This window comes from Photobacterium angustum (assembly GCF_003026365.1).
Classification (GTDB): Bacteria; Pseudomonadota; Gammaproteobacteria; order Enterobacterales; family Vibrionaceae; genus Photobacterium; species Photobacterium angustum.
On record NZ_PYOM01000009.1, the window covers coordinates 32367 to 51116 of the forward strand.

Sequence of the window (18750 nt, forward strand, 5' to 3'; positions counted from 1 at the left end):
TACGTAAGCTCTGATAGGTTTGAATAACTGATCAAATTGGTGTTTTCGTAAACAATTGCCTTTTAATGTGGCTGAACACTGGATATACTCACAGTGAACTGTATAAAAAGACAGGTGACTCATGAAGCCGTTGACATTACGCCAACAAGAAGTCTTTGATTTAATCAAAGCAAAAATAGACGAAACAGGTATGCCACCAACACGTGCTGAAATTGCACGTGAATTAGGTTTTCGCTCTGCGAATGCGGCAGAAGAACATTTAAAAGCATTAGCACGTAAAGAAGTGTTGGAAATTATTCCAGGCGCATCGCGTGGTATTCGCCTACTTGTAAATCAAGAAGAGCCTGAAGAGCAGGGGCTACCACTGATTGGCCGTGTCGCTGCTGGCGAACCGATTTTAGCGCAAGAACATGTTGAAGCGCATTATGAAGTCGATCCTATGCTATTTAAACCTCGTGCCGATTTTTTACTACGTGTAAATGGGATGAGTATGAAAAATATCGGGATTATGGATGGCGACTTGCTGGCCGTACATAAAACCCAAGATGTTCATAACGGTCAAGTTGTGGTTGCACGTGTTGATGACGATGTAACGGTTAAGCGTCTTGATAAGCAGGGAGCCAAAGTATTACTCCATGCTGAAAACGAAGAATTTTCACCTATTGAAGTTGATCTTGAGCATCAAAGCTTAACCATCGAAGGCATTGCTGTTGGCGTGATACGAAACGCTGATTGGATGTGATGGTTATTGAACGACGGATTGAGTAAAGCAAAAAAGCGCAGTTAAAGCTGCGCTTTTTTATTGTCTTAAGAAAATGACTAGTAAACTTTGCAAATCTAACTGATAATTATTATCATCTTTTATTCATAAGGAGATAATGATGACGAAAATAAAGCGCTACACCATTCCCTCTGATTTACTTCAACCACTTTGGTATCGCAGCCGAGAAAGCTTAGCCGATGACGGTCTTATTTATGATCCGGTGGCTGCTGTAGCATGTCGTCAATGTTATCTTGAGCCTGATTGCGTAGGGCAACAAGTTCCTCAACGCCAACTTTTACATGCCACTTTAACTTTGCAGTGCGATAAACAAGTTAAAGACTTCTTAACTCGATATCCTTATGGGCAGGTTGTTAATGTAGGTGCAGGGCTGGATACCCGCTTTTACCGTTTAGATAACGGATGTTGTCGCTGGTTTGAGTTAGATACTGATGAAAATTTACTTTGGCGAGAGAAACTATTTCATCGCAGTGATCGTTACATGCTGAAAACAGGTTCAGTCACTGATCTCAGTTGGTTAAAGCGTCTTCCGAAAAGTGCTCAAACACCGATACTTTTAATTTGCGATCAAGCACTATTAGCCTGTAATTCAGCGCAATTAGCGACATTTATCCAGCGTATGGGGTGTAGTTTTAGCCATATGGAAATGTGTATCGTGGTTGCGGGCGATCTATGCCATGTCCCAATTGCGAAAAAGATGGGGTGCGGTGAATACCATCATGGTTATAGAGATCCTGCGCAACAAATGATCAATTGGTTGCCATGGGCTGAGTTGATTGATTGTTTTAGCCCATTTGATAATCCCTGTCCGAGATGGCGAACATGGCAACGTTGGATTGCTAAAATGCCCAGTATGAAATATCGATTAACGCCTGTTGTTGTTCATTTGAAATTATAGCAAGGTATTAATATTACTATTGTTGATATAAACAACGCTTCTCGTCACAGCTGTAACTTATTGATATTGTGATACATGATAGCGAGTAGTTTATTTGTATCTATATATCAAAGTGTTATCTACTTTTTTGTTAGTTATTTTATATTCATGATTCTTTGCGTATTCTGCGATTCCTGCCTACGTTAAATATATCGAGACATTTTTATGTGTTGGTATGTGCTGCCCAATAAATGCTTTAAATAATAAAAAATAAATTAAATGATGCCGATTTGATAGCTCAGTTGCATCGTTATTAATTGATAGAAGCATTCTGCCACATAAAATTCGTTCAATTGCATATTTGAATGACAGGGGAGGTCAGAGCGATGCTTCGTTCATTGATCGCAGGAATAGCGAGTGTACTTTTCTCAATGCCGCTGATGGCTGACACCATGCAGCTTAATATGACACCGGGTGTAACGGCGGTGAGTCAGAATGTGTATGGTCTTCATATGACCATTCTCTACATTTGCATCGCGATTGGTGTGGTGGTATTCGGAGTCATGTTTTGGGCTATCTTTCACCACCGTAAGTCAAAAGGCGCAAAGCCTGCTTCATTCCATGAAAGTACCAAAGTAGAAATTATCTGGACGTTGATCCCTTTCATTATCTTAATTGGCATGGCTATTCCTGCAACTAAGACATTGATTGCAATGGAAGATACCTCAAAATCGGATGTGACTATCCTTGTGACAGGCTCGCAATGGAAGTGGCATTACAGCTATTTCAACCAAGACGTTGAATATTATTCCCACCTTGCAACAAGTGCTGAACAAATCAGCAATCAACGACAAAAGCGCGACAACTATTTATTAGAAGTCGATTACCCCTTAGTTCTTCCTGTCGGACAAAAAGTACGTTTTTTGATCACCTCACAAGATGTGATCCACTCATGGTGGGTGCCAGCTTTTGCGGTGAAAAAAGATGCTAACCCTGGCTTTATTAATGAAGCATGGACACAAATTGATAAGCCCGGTATTTACCGTGGTCAGTGTGCCGAATTATGCGGTAAAGATCATGGCTTTATGCCGATTGTGGTTATAGCCAAACCACAAGCAGAATACGATGACTGGCTACAGCAAACCAAGATCACTCAACGTAAGGCGCGTGAAGAAGAGCAGCGTTTGTTGGACATGCAAATGTCATTAGATGAGCTTATGGCACTGGGCGAAAAGACCTATACCGCTCGTTGTGCCATGTGTCACCAAGAAAATGGAGAAGGTATTCCAGGGGCATTTCCAGCACTGGCTGGTGAAGGGGTTTCTATTGATCCTAAAAGTAAGTTAGAGCACATAAGCGTTGTTGTTCACGGCAAGGCAGGTACCGCGATGCAAGCGTTTGGTCCCCAGCTAAGTTTGAAAGAATTAGCTGCTGTTATTACCTATGAGCGTAATGCGTGGGGGAATAATACTGGAGAATCGGTACAGGCGGCGGAAGTACAAGCGATTAAAAACGGTCAGCAACTATAAAGGAGAGTAAGCATGACGGATACAATGCGCCAACAAGCTGAAATTGATACTGCTGGCTGTACTGACACAGAACACGAACATCATGCGCATCCTGCGAAAGGGCTAAAGCGTTGGTTGTTTACTACCAATCACAAAGATATCGGCACCCTATATTTGCTGTTTAGTTTAACCATGTTTTTTGTTGGCGGCGCAATGGCGATGGTTATTCGGGCTGAATTATTTCAACCGGGTTTACAGTTAGTTGAGCCCAACTTTTTTAATCAGATGACTACAGTTCATGGCTTAATTATGGTGTTTGGCGCCGTGATGCCAGCTTTCACCGGACTGGCTAACTGGATGATCCCAATGATGATTGGTGCACCAGATATGGCTTTACCAAGGATGAATAACTGGAGTTTCTGGATCCTGCCTTTTGCATTTAGCTTATTGTTAGCCTCTCTTTTTATGGAAGGAGGCGGGCCTAATTTTGGTTGGACATTCTATGCGCCACTTTCAACAACATATAGCCCACCGAGTACGGGATTGTTTGTATTTGCCATTCACATCATGGGAATTAGCTCGATCATGGGAGCGATTAATGTTGTTGTGACCATTGTGAATATGCGCGCACCGGGCATGACGTATATGAAAATGCCACTCTTTGTTTGGACGTGGTTGATCACCGCATTTTTACTTATCGCGGTTATGCCTGTTTTAGCAGGCGCAGTGACTATGGTGTTAACCGATAAATATTTTGGTACGAGCTTTTTTGATGCGGCGGGTGGTGGTGATCCTGTGATGTTCCAGCATATCTTCTGGTTCTTTGGTCACCCTGAAGTTTATATTATGATTTTGCCGAGTTTCGGTATTATTTCTGCCATTATCCCTGCTTTTTCGCGCAAGAAACTCTTTGGTTATAGCTCTATGGTGTACGCCACGGCATCCATTGCAGGGTTAAGCTTTGTGGTCTGGGCACACCACATGTTCACCACGGGGATGCCTGTCGCGGCAGAGCTGTTTTTCATGTATTGCACCATGTTGATTTCAGTCCCTACGGGGGTGAAAGTCTTTAACTGGGTAGCAACAATGTGGCGAGGCTCATTAACTTTTGAGGTGCCAATGTTGTTTGCTATTGCGTTTATTGTGCTCTTTACCATTGGCGGCTTTTCTGGATTGATGCTCGCTATTACGCCTGCTGATTTTCAATATCATGACACCTATTTTGTAGTGGCTCATTTCCATTATGTGTTAGTCACTGGTGCTATCTTTTCGATCATGGCTGCGGCCTATTATTGGTTACCAAAGTGGACGGGGCACATGTTTGATGAGCGTTTGGCGCACTGGCACTTTTGGTGCTCGCTGATCTCGGTCAACATCTTATTTTTCCCAATGCATTTTTTAGGGCTCGCTGGGATGCCCCGACGTATTCCTGACTATGCTCTGCAATTTGCAGATATTAATGCCGTGGTCAGTATTGGTGGTTTCCTATTTGGGTTCTCTCAATTGATATTTATTGCGGTCTTAGTGAAATGTATTCGAGGGGGAGAAAAAGCAGCAGCCAAACCATGGGAAGGTGCTGAAGGACTGGAGTGGACAGTCGCATCACCTGCACCATATCACACCTTTTCAACACCGCCCAAGATTGATCCTTAGGAGGCGTGATGGATGAGCCTAAAAAACAGCGATCATTGTGGGGGTTAATTGCCGCAGCAGTTGGGATGTTTGGCTTTGCTTTTGCGTTGGTTCCACTTTATGACGTGTTTTGTGACATTACAGGGATTAACGGAAAAACCGCATCAACGCCAACAGAAACCAGTGAGCGTATTGATAAGAGCCGCGAAGTGACGGTTGAATTTGTCGCCTATATTAACCCTGGCGTGAGGTGGCAATTTACGCCACAGGTAAAGCAAATCACGGTGCATCCTGGTGAAACTAAAATCATCAAATACGATGCGAAAAACTTAAATAAAGTCGCCACTATCGGACAAGCGGTGCCTTCGGTAACACCAGGTGTAGCCGCGAAGTACTTCAATAAAATCGAATGTTTTTGTTTTAACCATCAGCCTTTAGAGGGTGGTGAAAATGCGGAATTGCCGTTGGTGTTCTATATCGACCCTGACTTGCCTAAAGAGATAGAAACGCTGACTTTAGCTTACACCCTATTCAACGTTGCCACGGATAATTCAACGGTTGAGCAACACAGTGAGGTGGATAATGTCAAAGCCCTATAGTGAAACCGATAACTTACCGCCAGCGACGAAATATTATGTCCCCGATGAGAGCGCATGGCCCATTGTGGGAGCAATCGCCTTATTTCTTATAGCCCTAGGTGCTGGCGCGACTGTTGGGGATCTGTTTGGCGGTCAAGGTCCTTGGATCTTATTGGCTGGTGTTGGGCTGATTTTATTAATGTTAGTGGGGTGGTTTCGTGATGTGATCCGAGAATCTATGGCGGGGCTTTATAGTGCGCAGATGGATCGCTCTTTTCGTCAAGGAATGAGCTGGTTTATTTTTTCCGAAGTGATGTTCTTTGCTGCTTTTTTTGGCGCGCTATTTTATGCCCGAATGATTGCGGTGCCATGGCTCGGTGGTGCTAGTAATAATGCCATGACCAATGCCGTATTGTGGCCAGACTTTGTCGCAATGTGGCCATTGGAAAAAACGCCAGATGGCACCGAAACCCAAGCGATGGGGCCAATAGGCTTACCGCTTTATAATACCATTTTGTTGCTGACATCATCGGTTACTTTACATTTTGCTCACACTGCATTGGAGCAAGATAATCGTCCTCGATTGAAGCTATTACTATTGCTGACGGTATTGCTAGGCGCGGTGTTTGTGTACTTACAAGGGGTCGAATATGTCCATGCCTATGAGGATATGAATCTACGATTAGATGCAGGGATTTATGGTAATACCTTCTTTATGTTGACTGGGTTTCATGGCGTTCATGTCACGCTTGGAGCGATTATCTTATTTATAGTGTGGTGTCGAATTTTAAAAGGGCACTTTACGCCTGAGCATCATTTTGCATTTCAAGCAGGCGCTTGGTATTGGCATTTTGTTGATGTGGTGTGGTTAGGTTTGTTTTTGTTTGTTTATATTCTTTAGTATTTATTTTGAACATACAAGGTTAATACGGACGAGGGTTGGGGGTGATAACCCCAGTTAATAAAGCAATCACAATCAGGCCAAAAACAACGACAGATAAGCCAATACGCCAGCCTAAGTAATACGACATTGGGCGTGATGATTGACCTTTTAACATGATTGGGAGTGCTTTAAAAAGATTGACGATGATCACCAGTAATAAGCCGAGAAGCAGTATTTTTATCAACATTGAAACCTCTAATTGAATAGGGGTGATAACACATTGAGCGCTTATTTAAGGATAGCTGTTTTCAACCAATAGGGATGGAGGAAACATCAATGCGAAAAGTAGCTTTTGTTATTTTTACCTTCATCGTGGTGTGCATGTTAGGGCGACTAGGCTTTTGGCAATTAAGCCGAGCAGCTGAAAAACTTAAATTACAGCAGCAAATAGAAGAAACGACTCAGGCCGAGCCTATCTCTGATATTACGCAATTACCCAGTACGCCAATTTGGCATAATGTGGCGCTTACTGGTGTGTTTGATAATCAGCATCCGATCTTACTTGATAACCAACTAAATAATGGTCAAGCAGGCTACCATTTTTATCTCCCTTTCCTTAGCCAAGGTCAATGGATATTGGTCAATCTTGGCTGGATTGCCGCACCTCCTTATCGTGAGTTATATCCCGTCTTACCGCAATTTAGTGGCGAAAAAGTCATTACCGGTCTGATTGCACCGACCACCTCATTATTACAACTCAAACCAGAATCATCAGCCGTGAGTTGGCCGTTACGGGTACAAAATATTGAATCAGTATGGCTGTCACAACAATTAAATCGCGCCCTACCGCAATGGGTGGTTCAAATTGCAGCTACGAATCCTCTCGCGCTTAAACAAAATTGGACCCCTGTTGTGATGAAAGCTGATAAGCATTATGGCTATGCCACGCAGTGGTTTGTTCTAGCCTTTGCGGTATTAGGGATGGCTGGGTGGTGGCTATTAAGAGGGAATAAGGAATGAAAAAATATCAGGTTTTAATGTTATTAGGCGTGATGTTTTTACTGCCTGTTGTCCTAGCGAAATTAATGTTAACCCAGCAGTGGTATAGCGGTGGTGTTACCAATAAAGGTCAATTATTAACGCCACCGTTGACGGCAAATTGGCTAGCGACAGGAAAGTGGCAACTTATTTACTGGCTACCTCAACAATGTGATAGCCGTTGTGAAGGCGCATTATTTCACTTAAAGCAAATACCTCTTGCTGTTGGGGCTTATCAAGATCGGGTCAAAAGTGTTGTACTTCTGGCGCCTGAAGAGTCAACAGCAGTCGTTCCCGTTGATGCTGAAAATCTGCAGCGCTATAGCAGTAACTCAGCAGAATATGAGCAATTTTCGCCATCTGAATATGGGCTCAATGCGGTATATCTAGCCGATCCTCATGGCAATGTAATGATGGCCTATCCGCTAGAGACTGAACCTCAGGCGATTTTAGCACAAGGTAAAGACATCTTACGTGATTTAAAAAGGCTGCTAAAAGTATCAAAGATTGGATAAATGTATCGAAAGTTGGCTAAAACCATAAATGGTGGGGTTAATTATGCATAAAACGCAAAAAGATAAACCGTTCTACTTTTTAGTCACTGCTACCTTTTTTCTCTCTTTGATTGTGGTTGGGGTGGGGGCTTATACGCGGTTAACGGATGCGGGTTTAGGCTGTCCCGATTGGCCTGGTTGTTATGGGTTTATGTCAGTACCGCAAACGGAGTCACAATTACAAATAGCACAAGCTATTTACCCTGATTCGCCCGTTGAACCGGTAAAAGCATGGAATGAAATGGTACATCGCTATATTGCAGGATCGTTAGGTCTTTTGGTGTTAATGATTACTGTGATGGCATGGAGCCGAAGTGGACGTCCTAAATTGTTACCCAGTTTGTTATTGGGGATGGTTTTTTTTCAAGCATTACTAGGAATGTGGACGGTCACCATGCAGCTGATGCCTGTTGTGGTGATGACGCATTTGTTAGGCGGCTTTACTATCGTATCGCTATTGTGGCTATTACGTTTGCGGATCCAACCTAAACCACTTTTCTATCAAGATGGTTTTAAAACTCATTTATCATTATCACGTCGATATTTAACGGTACTCAAAAGCGGAGCAATTGCAGCTTTAGTTGTTCTAATAGGCCAAATTGCATTAGGTGGCTGGACAGCGGCTAATTATGCTGCTGTTGTATGCACACAATTACCGATATGCGAAGGGGATTGGCAGGGAATGTTTGATCCTCGCGCGTTTGAATTGATTCAACCTCAACACAGTAGCTATGAATATGGTGTTTTAGATTATGCCCAAAGGGTCTCTATTCATGTTACTCATCGTATTGGTGCAATTATCACAACGGTTTTTATCTTGGTATTAGCTGGGTTGCTGTGGCTTAAACCACCCTTACGTCGTTATAGCATTGCGATGATAGGAGGGGTAGCGGTACAAATAATATTAGGCATTACCAATGTTCTTGCTAGCTTACCGCTATTGATTGCTGTTGCGCACAATGTGGTTGGCTTAGTCTTACTACTTACCGTTGTCACCACCTGTTATCGCCTGATATGCGATTGCCGCTCCCCATTAGAGGTAAAGTATTTTGCATCGGAGAGCGCGACTCATGGATAAATCACAACTGCTTCATTCCAGTCGAGTTCGTTCGCCACCGATAGCGGTTTGGCGTGATTATCTTACGATGACGAAACCAAAAGTCGTTGCCATGTTATTACTGACCGCATTAGTGGGCATGTGTTTGGCCGTGCAAGGTATTCCACCGGCAAATGCCGTGATATTAGGTTTAACAGGGATAGGTTTCCAATCGGCTGCGGCTGCGACTTTTAATCATGTATTAGATCGACGCTTTGATGCCAAAATGGCGCGAACTTACCATAGACCGCTTGCGAAAGGGCGAGTAGAAACGTGGAAAGCCGTTGTCTTTGCAATGACGTTAATGTTGGTGGGTTTTGGATTATTGATGATGCTTAACGCTTTAACGGCATGGTTAACGATGGCAAGTTTAGTCGGTTATGCGTTGGTTTATACGGTGTGGCTAAAACATGCGACACCACAAAATATTGTGATCGGAGGGCTTGCAGGAGCGGCGCCCCCGTTATTGGTGTGGACGGCAGTAACTGGTCAGCTTGATCCGCATGCGTTGTTACTCGTGATGCTGGTATTTGCATGGACTCCACCACATTTTTGGGCATTAGCGATCCATCGTCGAGATGATTATGCCAAAGCCGGGATCCCAATGCTGCCAGTTACACATGGGATTGAATATACCAAAACTATGGTATTGCTTTATACCCTGATTCTCTTTGCGGTCGGGTTATTACCTTGGCTAACCGGTATGAGTGGGTGGGTCTATTTAATCGGGAGTGGCGCATTGAATTTGGGTTTTCTGGGCTATGCGCTGAAGTTGAAATTTTTTGATAGTGAAGGCCATGCATGGGCGACATTTAAATATTCTATCTGGCATTTGTTGGCTTTATTTGTGGTACTTCTTGCCGATCATTGGTTATTACCTTGGTATGGTTAGTCTCTCGATTGATCAATATATCTAACCGATAAGACTTTTGTCGCCATAATCAACTGGTTAAACTGCTCTGTTATATAACCAACATTATCGCGGCAGAGGTAGTTCGTGCTAGCAGCATTAAAAGACAAATCATTACATTATCAGGTGTTTGCATTAGCCCTGCCGATGGTACTTTCAAACATTACAGTACCGTTGCTCGGGTTGGTGGATGCTGCTGTGATCGGACATCTTGATAAGTCATGGTATCTCGGTGGCGTTGCTGTTGGCGGTACTATGATCAACGTTACATTCTGGTTGTTGGGTTTCTTACGCATGGCAACCACAGGTATTACCGCACAAGCTTTTGGTCGAGAAGATAAACATGGGCAAGCGGCTATTTTTGTTCAAGGTATCGCATTGGCATGGTTACTCGCGTTTATTCTTATTGCCTTACATCAACCTGTCAGCAGTGCTATTTTTCATTTCAGTGATGCTAGCAATGAAGTGAAAGTTTACGCAGAGCAATACTTTTCAATCCGTATTTGGGGAGCGCCTGCTGCTTTAGCAAACTTTGTGATCATGGGCTGGTTACTTGGAGCGCAAAATGCCAAGTTGCCAATGTGGCTTTTGATTGTTACTAACCTCGTTAATATTTTATTGGACGTTCTGTTTGTTTTGGGCTTTGGCTGGAAAGTTCAAGGTGCCGCTTCTGCGTCGGTATTAGCGGATTATAGTGGCATGTTATTAGGGTTATGGTTTGTTTCTCGTCAATGGTTAGCGCTAGGTTTGCCGCCGTTAAAAGATAAAATTATGGCTGCGCGACATGGTATGGGACGACTACTTAAATTAAACCGAGATATTTTTTTACGTAGCTTGTGTTTACAAGCTACGTTTACGTTTATGACTTTCCAAGGTGCAACACTAGGCGATAACGTAGTCGCGGCAAATGCTGTTTTAATGAGCTTTTTAATGTTGGTGTCTTATGCCATGGACGGTTTTGCCTATGCGATGGAAGCATTAGTAGGAAAAGCCGTTGGTGCGAATAATCGCGATCAGTTAGGACGTTATCTAATTAACACTACATTTTGGAGTTTTATAATATCTGTCGCTCTTACATTGGCATTTTCTTTAGGTGGTGAGCGCATTGTTAGTTTGATCTCCGATATTCCAGCGGTTCAAGCTGAAGCTGATATTTATTTGCCGTGGCTTGCCGCAGTACCATTAGTCGCGATGTGGTGCTTTTTACTGGATGGTGTCTTTGTTGGCGCAACGCAAGGGCGAGTAATGCGTAATAGTATGTTTGTTGCAACCTGTGGTTTTTTTGCCATCTGGTGGTTAATGGATAGCTATGGTAACCATGCATTATGGGCGGCGATGTTAGGTTTTATGGCATTACGCGGTGTGACTTTAGCGGTTATTTTTGGTTACCAGTGGAAAAAAATATTTTCTTATCTCCTGCATTAAAACAGTAAGTTAGATTTAAAATACACATTTTGTATTAATTTTAAGCAAAAAAAGCTATTAAACCTGATGTTCTTTTGGTTAAAATGCGAGCACTTTTTAGCCGGGTGTTGGATATGAAAAAGAATATTCTTGCTTATTTCTTACTGACTATTGCATTAGTGTTTAGCGTAAATAGCTTTGCTGCTAAGCCTCAAAAAATGCATGTGACAGCGACAGCGTATAATTCTGTTAGGGCGCAGACAAACTCAAACCCTAGCATTGCTGCATGGGGAGATAAGTTAAAACCAGGGATGAAAGCAATTGCCGTTTCACGGGATTTGTTGAAAAAAGGATTAAAACGAGGTGTAAAGGTGAAAATATCAGGTTTGCCCGGTGAATATGTTGTGCTAGATAAAATGCACCACCGTTGGCGTAATAAGATTGATATTTACATGGGGAAAGATATTCGTGCCGCGAAACGCTGGGGACGAAAGAAAGTCACTCTCACCGTATTATAACGAGCATCTTTGTTTCAAAACGAAAAAGCCGCATATCATATGCGGCTTTTTGATTTCCGTTCACACTAAAAATTAGTAGTATGAATGCTCACCACGTGCGTGATCGGTAATATCACGAACGCCAGTTAGCTCACCTTCAAACTGTGCGAGTAGTTCTTTTTCGATGCCTTCTTTTAGTGTGACATCAACCATTGAACAACCATTACAGCCACCACCGAATTGTAAGATAGCAACGCCATCTTCAGTGATTTCTGATAAAGAAACGTGACCACCGTGACCAGCAAGTTGTGGGTTAACTTGGGTTTGGATAACGTAATCAACACGCTCCATTAATGGTGCATCATCAGACACTTTACGCACTTTTGCATTCGGTGCTTTAAGTGTAAGTTGTGAGCCCATTTTGTCAGTAACAAAATCAATTTCAGCATCTTCTAAAAATGGCAGGCTTAGCTCATCAAGAAAAGCAGAAAATAGCTCCAGTTTGATTTCTGTGTCGCTTGCTTCAACCGCTTCAGGTGGGCAGTAGGATACACCACACTCAGCACTTTGAGTGCCTGGGTTAACAACAAAAACACGGATATTAGTACCCTCAGGCTGCTGGGCAAGAAGCTTGCCGAAGTGCTGCTGAGCGCTTTCAGTAATAGTGATCATTGACACGACGTAATACCTGACCTATTTAGTGAGTTTTCTCTATTCTACTCTTAGAGAGACGTTCTATCATCCCTAATCTTAGCATTTTTAATTTCATCATGTTTTACATCATAATGCGCGACTTTTTTGTTATAAGTGATGACTATACGGGTTTTTCCGTATGACAAATCGTAATTATATCAACGCGCTTTACGCCTCGTCGGTGAAGTTTTTGGGTTAATAATGCCACGGTTGTTCCTGTTGTAACGACATCATCAACTAAGGCTACATGTTGCGGAAGCGCACATTCTTTAATAGTAAACGCATTGGCTAAATTAGTTTTACGTTGTTTTTTGGTAAGAGATTTTTGTGCTTGAGTATGTCGGGTTCTCACCAATATCTTGTGATCTACTTGGGTATTAAGTTCACGAGCTAAGGCTAACGCTAAGTAATGACTTTGGTTAAATCCACGTTGCCAATAACGCCAGCGGTGCAATGGAACAGGAAGTAATAAAGGGGCGGGGACGGTAATTTGTTTTGCTAATTGTTTGGCTAATGGTTTTGCAAGCCAAAACTTTTTCCCAAATTTAAATTGGCTAACTAGTTGCTGTAGAGGCGGTTGGTACTCACCTAAACGATACAGCCGCTGCCAAGGTGGCGGAGTCGTCAAACAGTGCCCACAATATTGTTCAGAGTTTAAAGTCGTTGTACCACATCGTTGACAGTAAGGCGGGGATGGAAATTGAGAAAGACAATAATGACACCAATAATCATCATTGGGTTCGAGTGGTAACTGACATAAGCTACAGTGGCGAAATAATAGTTTACGGCAGGTGTGCGATAGCCAAGCCGTTGTGTTTTTTGGCATCATAAACAAAACCTCAAAAAACCGAATAAGGAAGTGTAATGGCGGTAATGCTTGATTGGCACAGTAAAGGTCAAGGCTCGGATCTGGTTCTCATTCATGGCTGGGGAATGAACGGTGCGGTATGGCAAGATGTGATCCCAGCCCTCGCAGAGCATTTTACTGTGCATTGGTGTGACTTACCGGGTTACGGTTATAGCGGTGATGTTACCGCAGAGTCATTGGTCGAGATCACGCAAGCGGTATTAGCGCGAGCCCCTCAGAAAGCAGCGTGGTTAGGTTGGTCACTGGGGGGGCTAGTGGCAACGCAAGCGGCATTACTTGCACCTGAGCGTGTAACACAATTAATGACTTTAGCCAGTTCGCCAAGTTTTATGGCGCGAGAAGAATGGCGAGGGATCAAACCTGATGTACTCAGGAATTTTCAATTACAGCTAGCCTCTGATTTTAACTTAACGGTAGAGCGATTCTTAGCGTTACAAGCGATGGGCAGTCCGACAGCGCGACAGGATATTAAGAATTTAAAGCAAGCCGTACTTGAACGGCCGACGCCACAACCTTCAGCTTTGGCACTGGGGCTAACGTTACTTGAAACTGTCGATCAGCGAGCAGAACTGTCATCGCTCACTCAACCTTGGCTGAGAATGTATGGTCGCTTAGATGGCTTGGTGCCAGTTAAAACAGAAGCCGCGATTACCGAGCTCTGCCCACAGTCATTGAGTTATGTTTTTCAGTCTGCATCTCATGCACCGTTTATTTCACATCCTGATGAATTTATCGCTGCAGTTCGGCAGTTTATTTCTGAAGATGCTGTTGTATCTTAAAAATTACCGTTATGATTAAATAGTAACCACTTGGGTTTGTTTACTTTGCATATGGTGAATTTGCTTTCGGTATGAATATTTCTCCTCTACAAGCTGGTGGCGTGCCATTAGCTACAACGGTCAATCCGCCAACCGATCAAGTTGCGCGGGATAACCGAGTGCGAGAAAAAATTGTCCCGTTAACTGAAAGTAATGCGGCGGCAGATGAAAAGCCAATCACCAGTGAAGAGAAACAGCTAAAAAAGCCAAGTTGGGATCCGAGTGAACATCCTGATTACGATAAGCAAGATGATGAAACTTTAAAAGGTTATCAAGAGGATATTTCTCGTCTTGTTGATCTTTTATCTGCCAGTAATTACCTTGAGAAAGACAGTGCGCTGGGTTACAGCATGCACATTAAATTACCGCGAGAATTACTTGAGCAATTAGATAAAATAAATCAAAACGAGCGGACTAAAGGGGTGGTGGCATTTAAGTATGCACAAGCCAGTGTGCCAAACCCGCCAACAGAATATCTACAAGTGATTTAATTTCTACTTGATAAAACAAAGCCAGACATCATGTCTGGCTTTTTCGTTCATGAATAAGACGTTAGCTTATTTTTTCTTAGCATTAGCAAAGGCTGCTGCAAACGCACCGCCCATTGCGGCATTACCGTTATCACGTTGACGAGGTTGGCTTTGTGGCTGACTTCGTGCAGGACGTACTGAATTATCGCGAGGTTGACGAGTCGGTTTTTCTTGCCCTGGCTCGTCAGATAAACGCATCGACATACCAATACGCTTACGCTGTAAATCCACTTCCATCACTTTCACTTTGACGATATCACCCGCTTTTACCACTTCGCGCGGATCTGAAACGAATTTATCAGACAGGGCGGAGATATGGACTAAACCATCTTGGTGTACGCCAACATCAACAAAAGCACCGAAGTTAGTCACGTTAGTGATCACGCCTTCTAATACCATGCCAGGGAGCAGATCTTTGACTTCATTAACGCCTTCAGCAAAGGTGGCTGTTTTAAACTCTGGACGAGGATCTCGACCAGGTTTATCCAGCTCGCTAATGATGTCGGTTACCGTTGGTAAACCGAAGTCTGCATCGGTGTAGTCAGCGGCTTTTAAGCTACGTAGGAAGTCTGTGTTACCAATGATCGCATCAACCGGTTTATTATTAGCAGCCGAAATAGCTTTAACTACCGCATAAGACTCTGGGTGAACTGCAGAGCTATCAAGTGGGTTTTTGCCATTCATGATACGTAAGAATCCAGCACACTGCTCAAAGGCTTTTGGCCCTAAACGTCCGACTTTTTTCAGGGCTGTACGCGCATCAAAGCGACCATTTTCATCACGGTAATTCACGATGTTTTGTGCGATGGTAGCGTTCAAACCTGCCACGCGCGTCAGTAGTGCAGCAGATGCGGTATTGACATCTACACCCACGGCGTTTACACAGTCCTCAACTACGGCATCGAGGCGTTTCGCTAACATACTTTGGCTAACATCGTGTTGGTATTGACCCACACCGATAGATTTCGGATCAATTTTCACTAACTCTGCCAATGGGTCTTGCAGACGACGACCAATAGACACCGCGCCACGGATAGAAACATCTAGGTTTGGGAATTCATTTGCAGCAAGCTCTGATGCAGAGTATACCGATGCACCGGCTTCACTCACCATTACGCTCTGTACTTTTAGATTATTATCTTTAAGTAGCTTGGCAACAAACGCATCTGTTTCACGTGAAGCAGTACCATTACCAATCGCAATTAAGCTAACGTTATGCTTGTTGATCAAGGCTAAAACGACTTTGCTTGATTCTGCAATTTTGTTGTGGGGTTGGTGCGGGTAGATGGTGGCTGTATCGAGTAACTTGCCGGTTTCATCAACCACTGCAATCTTACTCCCTGTACGTAAACCAGGATCAAGTGCGAGTGTGACGCGAGGACCGGCAGGCGCTGCCATTAGCAAATCTTTAAGATTGTCGGCAAACACTTGCATCGCGCCATCTTCGGCTTTTTCACGCAGGGCACTCATCAGTTCGGTTTCCATGTGCATTAAAATCTTAATGCGCCATGCCCAACTTATTACTTGTTTACGCCATGCATCAGCAGGTGCTGTGCCCAGTTTTACGCCGTAGTGATCGGCAATAATTACTTCACAGTAAGAGCCTCGAACGCCTTCATCTTGGTTGGGATCAGCATTTAATGCTAATTGTAGGAAGCCTTCATTACGACCACGAAATAGCGCGAGTGCGCGGTGAGATGGAATAGTTTTTAATGGCTCGTTATATTCAAAGTAATCTTTAAATTTCGCACCATCGTGCTCTTTGCCATCGACAAGGCGAGAAGTCAGCTCTGCTTGACTGTTTAACTGGCGACGGATTTTATCAAGCAAGGTTGCATCTTCAGCAAAGCGCTCCATTAAAATTGCGCGAGCGCCATCCAGTACCGCTTTGGTATCAGCAAAGCCTTGCTCTGGATTTAAAAATTGTTCAGCTGTTTGCTCTGGCGTGTTGTCTGGTTGGCTCCAAAGCAGATCGGCTAAAGGCTCAATACCGGCTTCAATGGCAATTTGACCTTTAGTGCGGCGCTTAGGCTTGTAAGGCAAGTAAAGATCTTCAAGACGAGTCTTACTGTCTGCTGTCTTGATTTCAGCCTCTAGCGCAGGGGTCAATTTACCTTGCTCGGTAATCGATTTTAAAATGACCTGACGACGATCATCGAGCTCACGTAAGTAGCCTAAACGTGATTCTAAATTACGAAGTTGGGTATCATCCAAGCCGCCAGTGACTTCTTTACGGTAACGGGCAATAAAAGGCACGGTGTTACCATCATCGAGCAGTGTGACTGCTGCATTGATTTGTTCATTTCGAACATTCAGTTCGCTGGCAATCAGCTGATTAATAGAGTTGCTCATCCGTAGGTATCTCTTGTTTATCGTTAAGCTTACATTCTACGTCTCCCGATGAGGGTAGCAAGTTTACCGATGTTAAGAGTGTGTCAGTGAGCAGAAAAAAGATCGGAAAAGAAGCCGCGCACATAACGAACGGCTTCTATCGTATGCAGTAATGATGATTTAATTACTCAATGTTGGTGTCGTAGCTGATTTCATTGATAAACCACTCTTTTTTACCAAGCGGAGTGGTAACGACAATATCGTCATCGACTTCTTTACTAAGTAATGCCCGCGCCATAGGGGAATCAATCGAGATATAGTCGTTTCTGCCGTAAATTTCATCAGGGCCAACGATACGAAAGGTCTTTGTTTCTCCCGCTTCATTTTCAATTTCCACCCAAGCACCAAAGAAGACTTTACCATCTTGTTGCGGGGAGTAATCAATCACCTTTAATACATCTAAGCGCTTACGTAGAAAGCGGACGCGACGGTCAATTTCACGCAAGCGTTTTTTATTGTATTGGTAGTCGGCATTTTCCGATCTATCACCCAGACTGGCAGCCCAAGTGACTTTTTTGGTCACTTCAGGACGATCTTCACGCCATAGGAAATCAAGTTCTTTTTTTAATTTATTGTAACCTTCACGCGTCACTAGGTTGGTTCTCATATCTATCCTTATAACATGACGTGAACGAGGAATGGGCGATGATCTAACGCTTAGACGGATGGGTCAATAAGCGCAATAATAAATTGTCGCGGTAAGTTTCAAATTATGTAGAAATAAAGATGAGATATGACAGGGAACAGGTGTCTTTTCACCAAGATCAAATAGACTGCAACCCTAGTTTTCACTTCATTTTAGCTATTTTATAATTACTTAATTGACTCAGGCGCTTATCTGGCGCATAAAACGAATATACATACTCTGTTACATATTTGCCTGAAAAAAACGCAGGAAATTCTGAGTCTGTTTAGTGAGCTGACGTACACTACGGCAAAAGCTCAAGACCTCGACCGCTGAAGGTGGATTATGCAAGAAAATTACAAAATTCTGGTTGTTGATGATGACATGCGCTTACGTGCGCTATTAGAACGTTATTTATCTGAGCAAGGATTTCAGGTTCGAAGTGTGGCAAATGGCGAACAAATGGATCGTCTATTAGCCCGCGAAACGTTTCATCTAATGGTGTTAGATTTAATGCTACCGGGTGAAGATGGCTTATCAATTTGTCGTCGCTTACGTAATGCCAATAACATGTTACCTATTTTGATGCTAACAGCAAAAGGTGATGAGGTTGATCGCATTGTGGGTCTTGAAGTGGGCGCTGATGATTACCTGCCTAAACCGTTTAACCCACGAGAGCTGTTAGCGCGTATTCGTGCGGTACTACGTCGTCAAACAATTGAAGCACCGGGCGCACCGAGTGTTGATAGCAAGATGATTGAGTTCGGTGAATTCCGTTTAAACTTAGGCACGCGTGAAATGTTCCGTGGCGATGTTCCTATGCCATTAACGTCTGGTGAGTTTGCGGTATTAAAAGCATTGGTTACTAATGCTCGTGAGCCGATGTCACGTGATAAGTTGATGAATATGGCGCGTGGTCGTGAATATTCAGCAATGGAACGTTCTATCGACGTACAAATCTCACGTTTACGTCGTATGGTTGAAGAAGATCCAAGCCGTCCACGTTATATCCAAACAGTGTGGGGTTTAGGTTATGTCTTCGTTCCTGATGGCCGCGAGGCGTAAGC

At 43.4% G+C, this 18750-nt stretch carries 20 protein-coding genes; 15 read left to right on the forward strand and 5 right to left on the reverse strand.

The features are described from left to right. Positions 1 to 121: 121 nt before the first annotated feature. The 6 genes from lexA (at position 122) to CTN01_RS10740 (ending at position 6277) form a co-directional block, all read left to right on the forward strand. Positions 122 to 742 (forward strand): transcriptional repressor LexA, encoded by a 621-nt coding sequence (gene lexA, locus CTN01_RS10715; RefSeq protein WP_005372006.1) that lies wholly within the window; start codon positions 122 to 124, stop codon positions 740 to 742. Between the two features lie 139 nt (positions 743 to 881). Continuing rightward, positions 882 to 1679, forward strand: a complete 798-nt coding sequence (locus CTN01_RS10720) for a class I SAM-dependent methyltransferase (protein WP_045083802.1) — start codon at positions 882 to 884, stop codon at positions 1677 to 1679. Between the two features lie 365 nt (positions 1680 to 2044). Next, entirely contained in the window at positions 2045 to 3187 is a 1143-nt protein-coding gene (gene coxB / locus CTN01_RS10725) for a cytochrome c oxidase subunit II (protein WP_045128566.1), read from the forward strand. A 12-nt stretch (positions 3188 to 3199) separates the two neighbouring features. Beyond that, positions 3200 to 4819, forward strand: coding sequence for a cytochrome c oxidase subunit I (gene ctaD, locus CTN01_RS10730; protein ID WP_080896227.1), 1620 nt, complete (start codon positions 3200 to 3202; stop codon positions 4817 to 4819). Positions 4820 to 4827: 8 nt separating this feature from the next. Continuing rightward, positions 4828 to 5397, forward strand: coding sequence for a cytochrome c oxidase assembly protein (locus tag CTN01_RS10735; protein WP_045130329.1), 570 nt, complete (start codon positions 4828 to 4830; stop codon positions 5395 to 5397). Continuing rightward, positions 5381 to 6277, forward strand: coding sequence for a cytochrome c oxidase subunit 3 (locus CTN01_RS10740; RefSeq protein ID WP_005371991.1), 897 nt, complete (start codon positions 5381 to 5383; stop codon positions 6275 to 6277). The genes CTN01_RS10735 and CTN01_RS10740 overlap by 17 nt, the downstream gene beginning before the upstream one ends. Positions 6278 to 6299: 22 nt before the next feature. Here the strand turns inward: CTN01_RS10740 and CTN01_RS10745 are convergent, their stop codons facing one another. After that, the gene (locus tag CTN01_RS10745) at positions 6300 to 6506 is read right to left on the reverse strand and encodes a DUF2909 domain-containing protein (RefSeq protein WP_005371988.1); all 207 of its coding nucleotides are present in this window, start codon (positions 6504 to 6506) and stop codon (positions 6300 to 6302) included. Positions 6507 to 6595: 89 nt separating this feature from the next. Between CTN01_RS10745 and CTN01_RS10750 the strand changes: the two genes are divergently transcribed. The 6 genes from CTN01_RS10750 to CTN01_RS10775 all read left to right on the forward strand — a co-directional run bounded on the left by CTN01_RS10750 (position 6596) and on the right by CTN01_RS10775 (position 11779). Next, a complete protein-coding gene (locus CTN01_RS10750; protein WP_052666692.1) occupies positions 6596 to 7279 on the forward strand; it encodes an SURF1 family protein in 684 nt (227 codons plus the stop codon). Then, positions 7276 to 7812 (forward strand): hypothetical protein, encoded by a 537-nt coding sequence (locus CTN01_RS10755; RefSeq protein ID WP_045083807.1) that lies wholly within the window; start codon positions 7276 to 7278, stop codon positions 7810 to 7812. The genes CTN01_RS10750 and CTN01_RS10755 overlap by 4 nt, the downstream gene beginning before the upstream one ends. A 43-nt stretch (positions 7813 to 7855) precedes the next feature. Further along, positions 7856 to 8929, forward strand: a complete 1074-nt coding sequence (locus tag CTN01_RS10760) for a COX15/CtaA family protein (RefSeq protein ID WP_045149846.1) — start codon at positions 7856 to 7858, stop codon at positions 8927 to 8929. After that, the gene (cyoE, locus tag CTN01_RS10765; RefSeq protein ID WP_045149847.1) at positions 8922 to 9839 is read left to right on the forward strand and encodes a heme o synthase; all 918 of its coding nucleotides are present in this window, start codon (positions 8922 to 8924) and stop codon (positions 9837 to 9839) included. The genes CTN01_RS10760 and cyoE overlap by 8 nt, the downstream gene beginning before the upstream one ends. A gap of 105 nt (positions 9840 to 9944) precedes the next feature. Then, a complete protein-coding gene (dinF, locus tag CTN01_RS10770; RefSeq protein WP_107342160.1) occupies positions 9945 to 11282 on the forward strand; it encodes an MATE family efflux transporter DinF in 1338 nt (445 codons plus the stop codon). Between the two features lie 113 nt (positions 11283 to 11395). Next, a complete protein-coding gene (locus tag CTN01_RS10775; protein ID WP_005371978.1) occupies positions 11396 to 11779 on the forward strand; it encodes a 3D domain-containing protein in 384 nt (127 codons plus the stop codon). A gap of 72 nt (positions 11780 to 11851) precedes the next feature. Here the strand turns inward: CTN01_RS10775 and nfuA are convergent, their stop codons facing one another. Continuing rightward, entirely contained in the window at positions 11852 to 12430 is a 579-nt protein-coding gene (gene nfuA, locus CTN01_RS10780; RefSeq protein ID WP_005371977.1) for a Fe-S biogenesis protein NfuA, read from the reverse strand. Positions 12431 to 12572: 142 nt separating this feature from the next. Continuing rightward, on the reverse strand, positions 12573 to 13280 hold the full coding sequence (locus CTN01_RS10785) for a ComFC family protein (RefSeq protein WP_045130334.1): 708 nt from the start codon (positions 13278 to 13280) through the stop codon (positions 12573 to 12575). A 35-nt stretch (positions 13281 to 13315) separates the two neighbouring features. Here CTN01_RS10785 and bioH point away from each other — a divergent pair, with 35 nt between their 5' ends. Both bioH and CTN01_RS10795 read left to right on the forward strand, forming a co-directional pair. Then, positions 13316 to 14098: a pimeloyl-ACP methyl ester esterase BioH gene (gene bioH / locus CTN01_RS10790; RefSeq protein ID WP_045130335.1), complete on the forward strand. Its 783-nt coding sequence runs from the start codon at positions 13316 to 13318 to the stop codon at positions 14096 to 14098. Between the two features lie 71 nt (positions 14099 to 14169). Further along, on the forward strand, positions 14170 to 14628 hold the full coding sequence (locus CTN01_RS10795) for a hypothetical protein (protein WP_045130336.1): 459 nt from the start codon (positions 14170 to 14172) through the stop codon (positions 14626 to 14628). 66 nt (positions 14629 to 14694) lie between these two features. On the opposite strand, the gene CTN01_RS10800 is transcribed toward CTN01_RS10795, so the two are convergent. Continuing rightward, the gene (locus tag CTN01_RS10800) at positions 14695 to 17019 is read right to left on the reverse strand and encodes a Tex family protein (RefSeq protein WP_045130337.1); all 2325 of its coding nucleotides are present in this window, start codon (positions 17017 to 17019) and stop codon (positions 14695 to 14697) included. Between the two features lie 163 nt (positions 17020 to 17182). Continuing rightward, the gene (gene greB, locus CTN01_RS10805) at positions 17183 to 17665 is read right to left on the reverse strand and encodes a transcription elongation factor GreB (RefSeq protein ID WP_005371970.1); all 483 of its coding nucleotides are present in this window, start codon (positions 17663 to 17665) and stop codon (positions 17183 to 17185) included. 363 nt (positions 17666 to 18028) lie between these two features. On the opposite strand from greB, the gene ompR reads away from it, so the two are divergent. Then, positions 18029 to 18748: an osmolarity response regulator transcription factor OmpR gene (gene ompR / locus CTN01_RS10810; protein WP_005371969.1), complete on the forward strand. Its 720-nt coding sequence runs from the start codon at positions 18029 to 18031 to the stop codon at positions 18746 to 18748. The last annotated feature ends 2 nt before the right edge of the window (positions 18749 to 18750 follow it).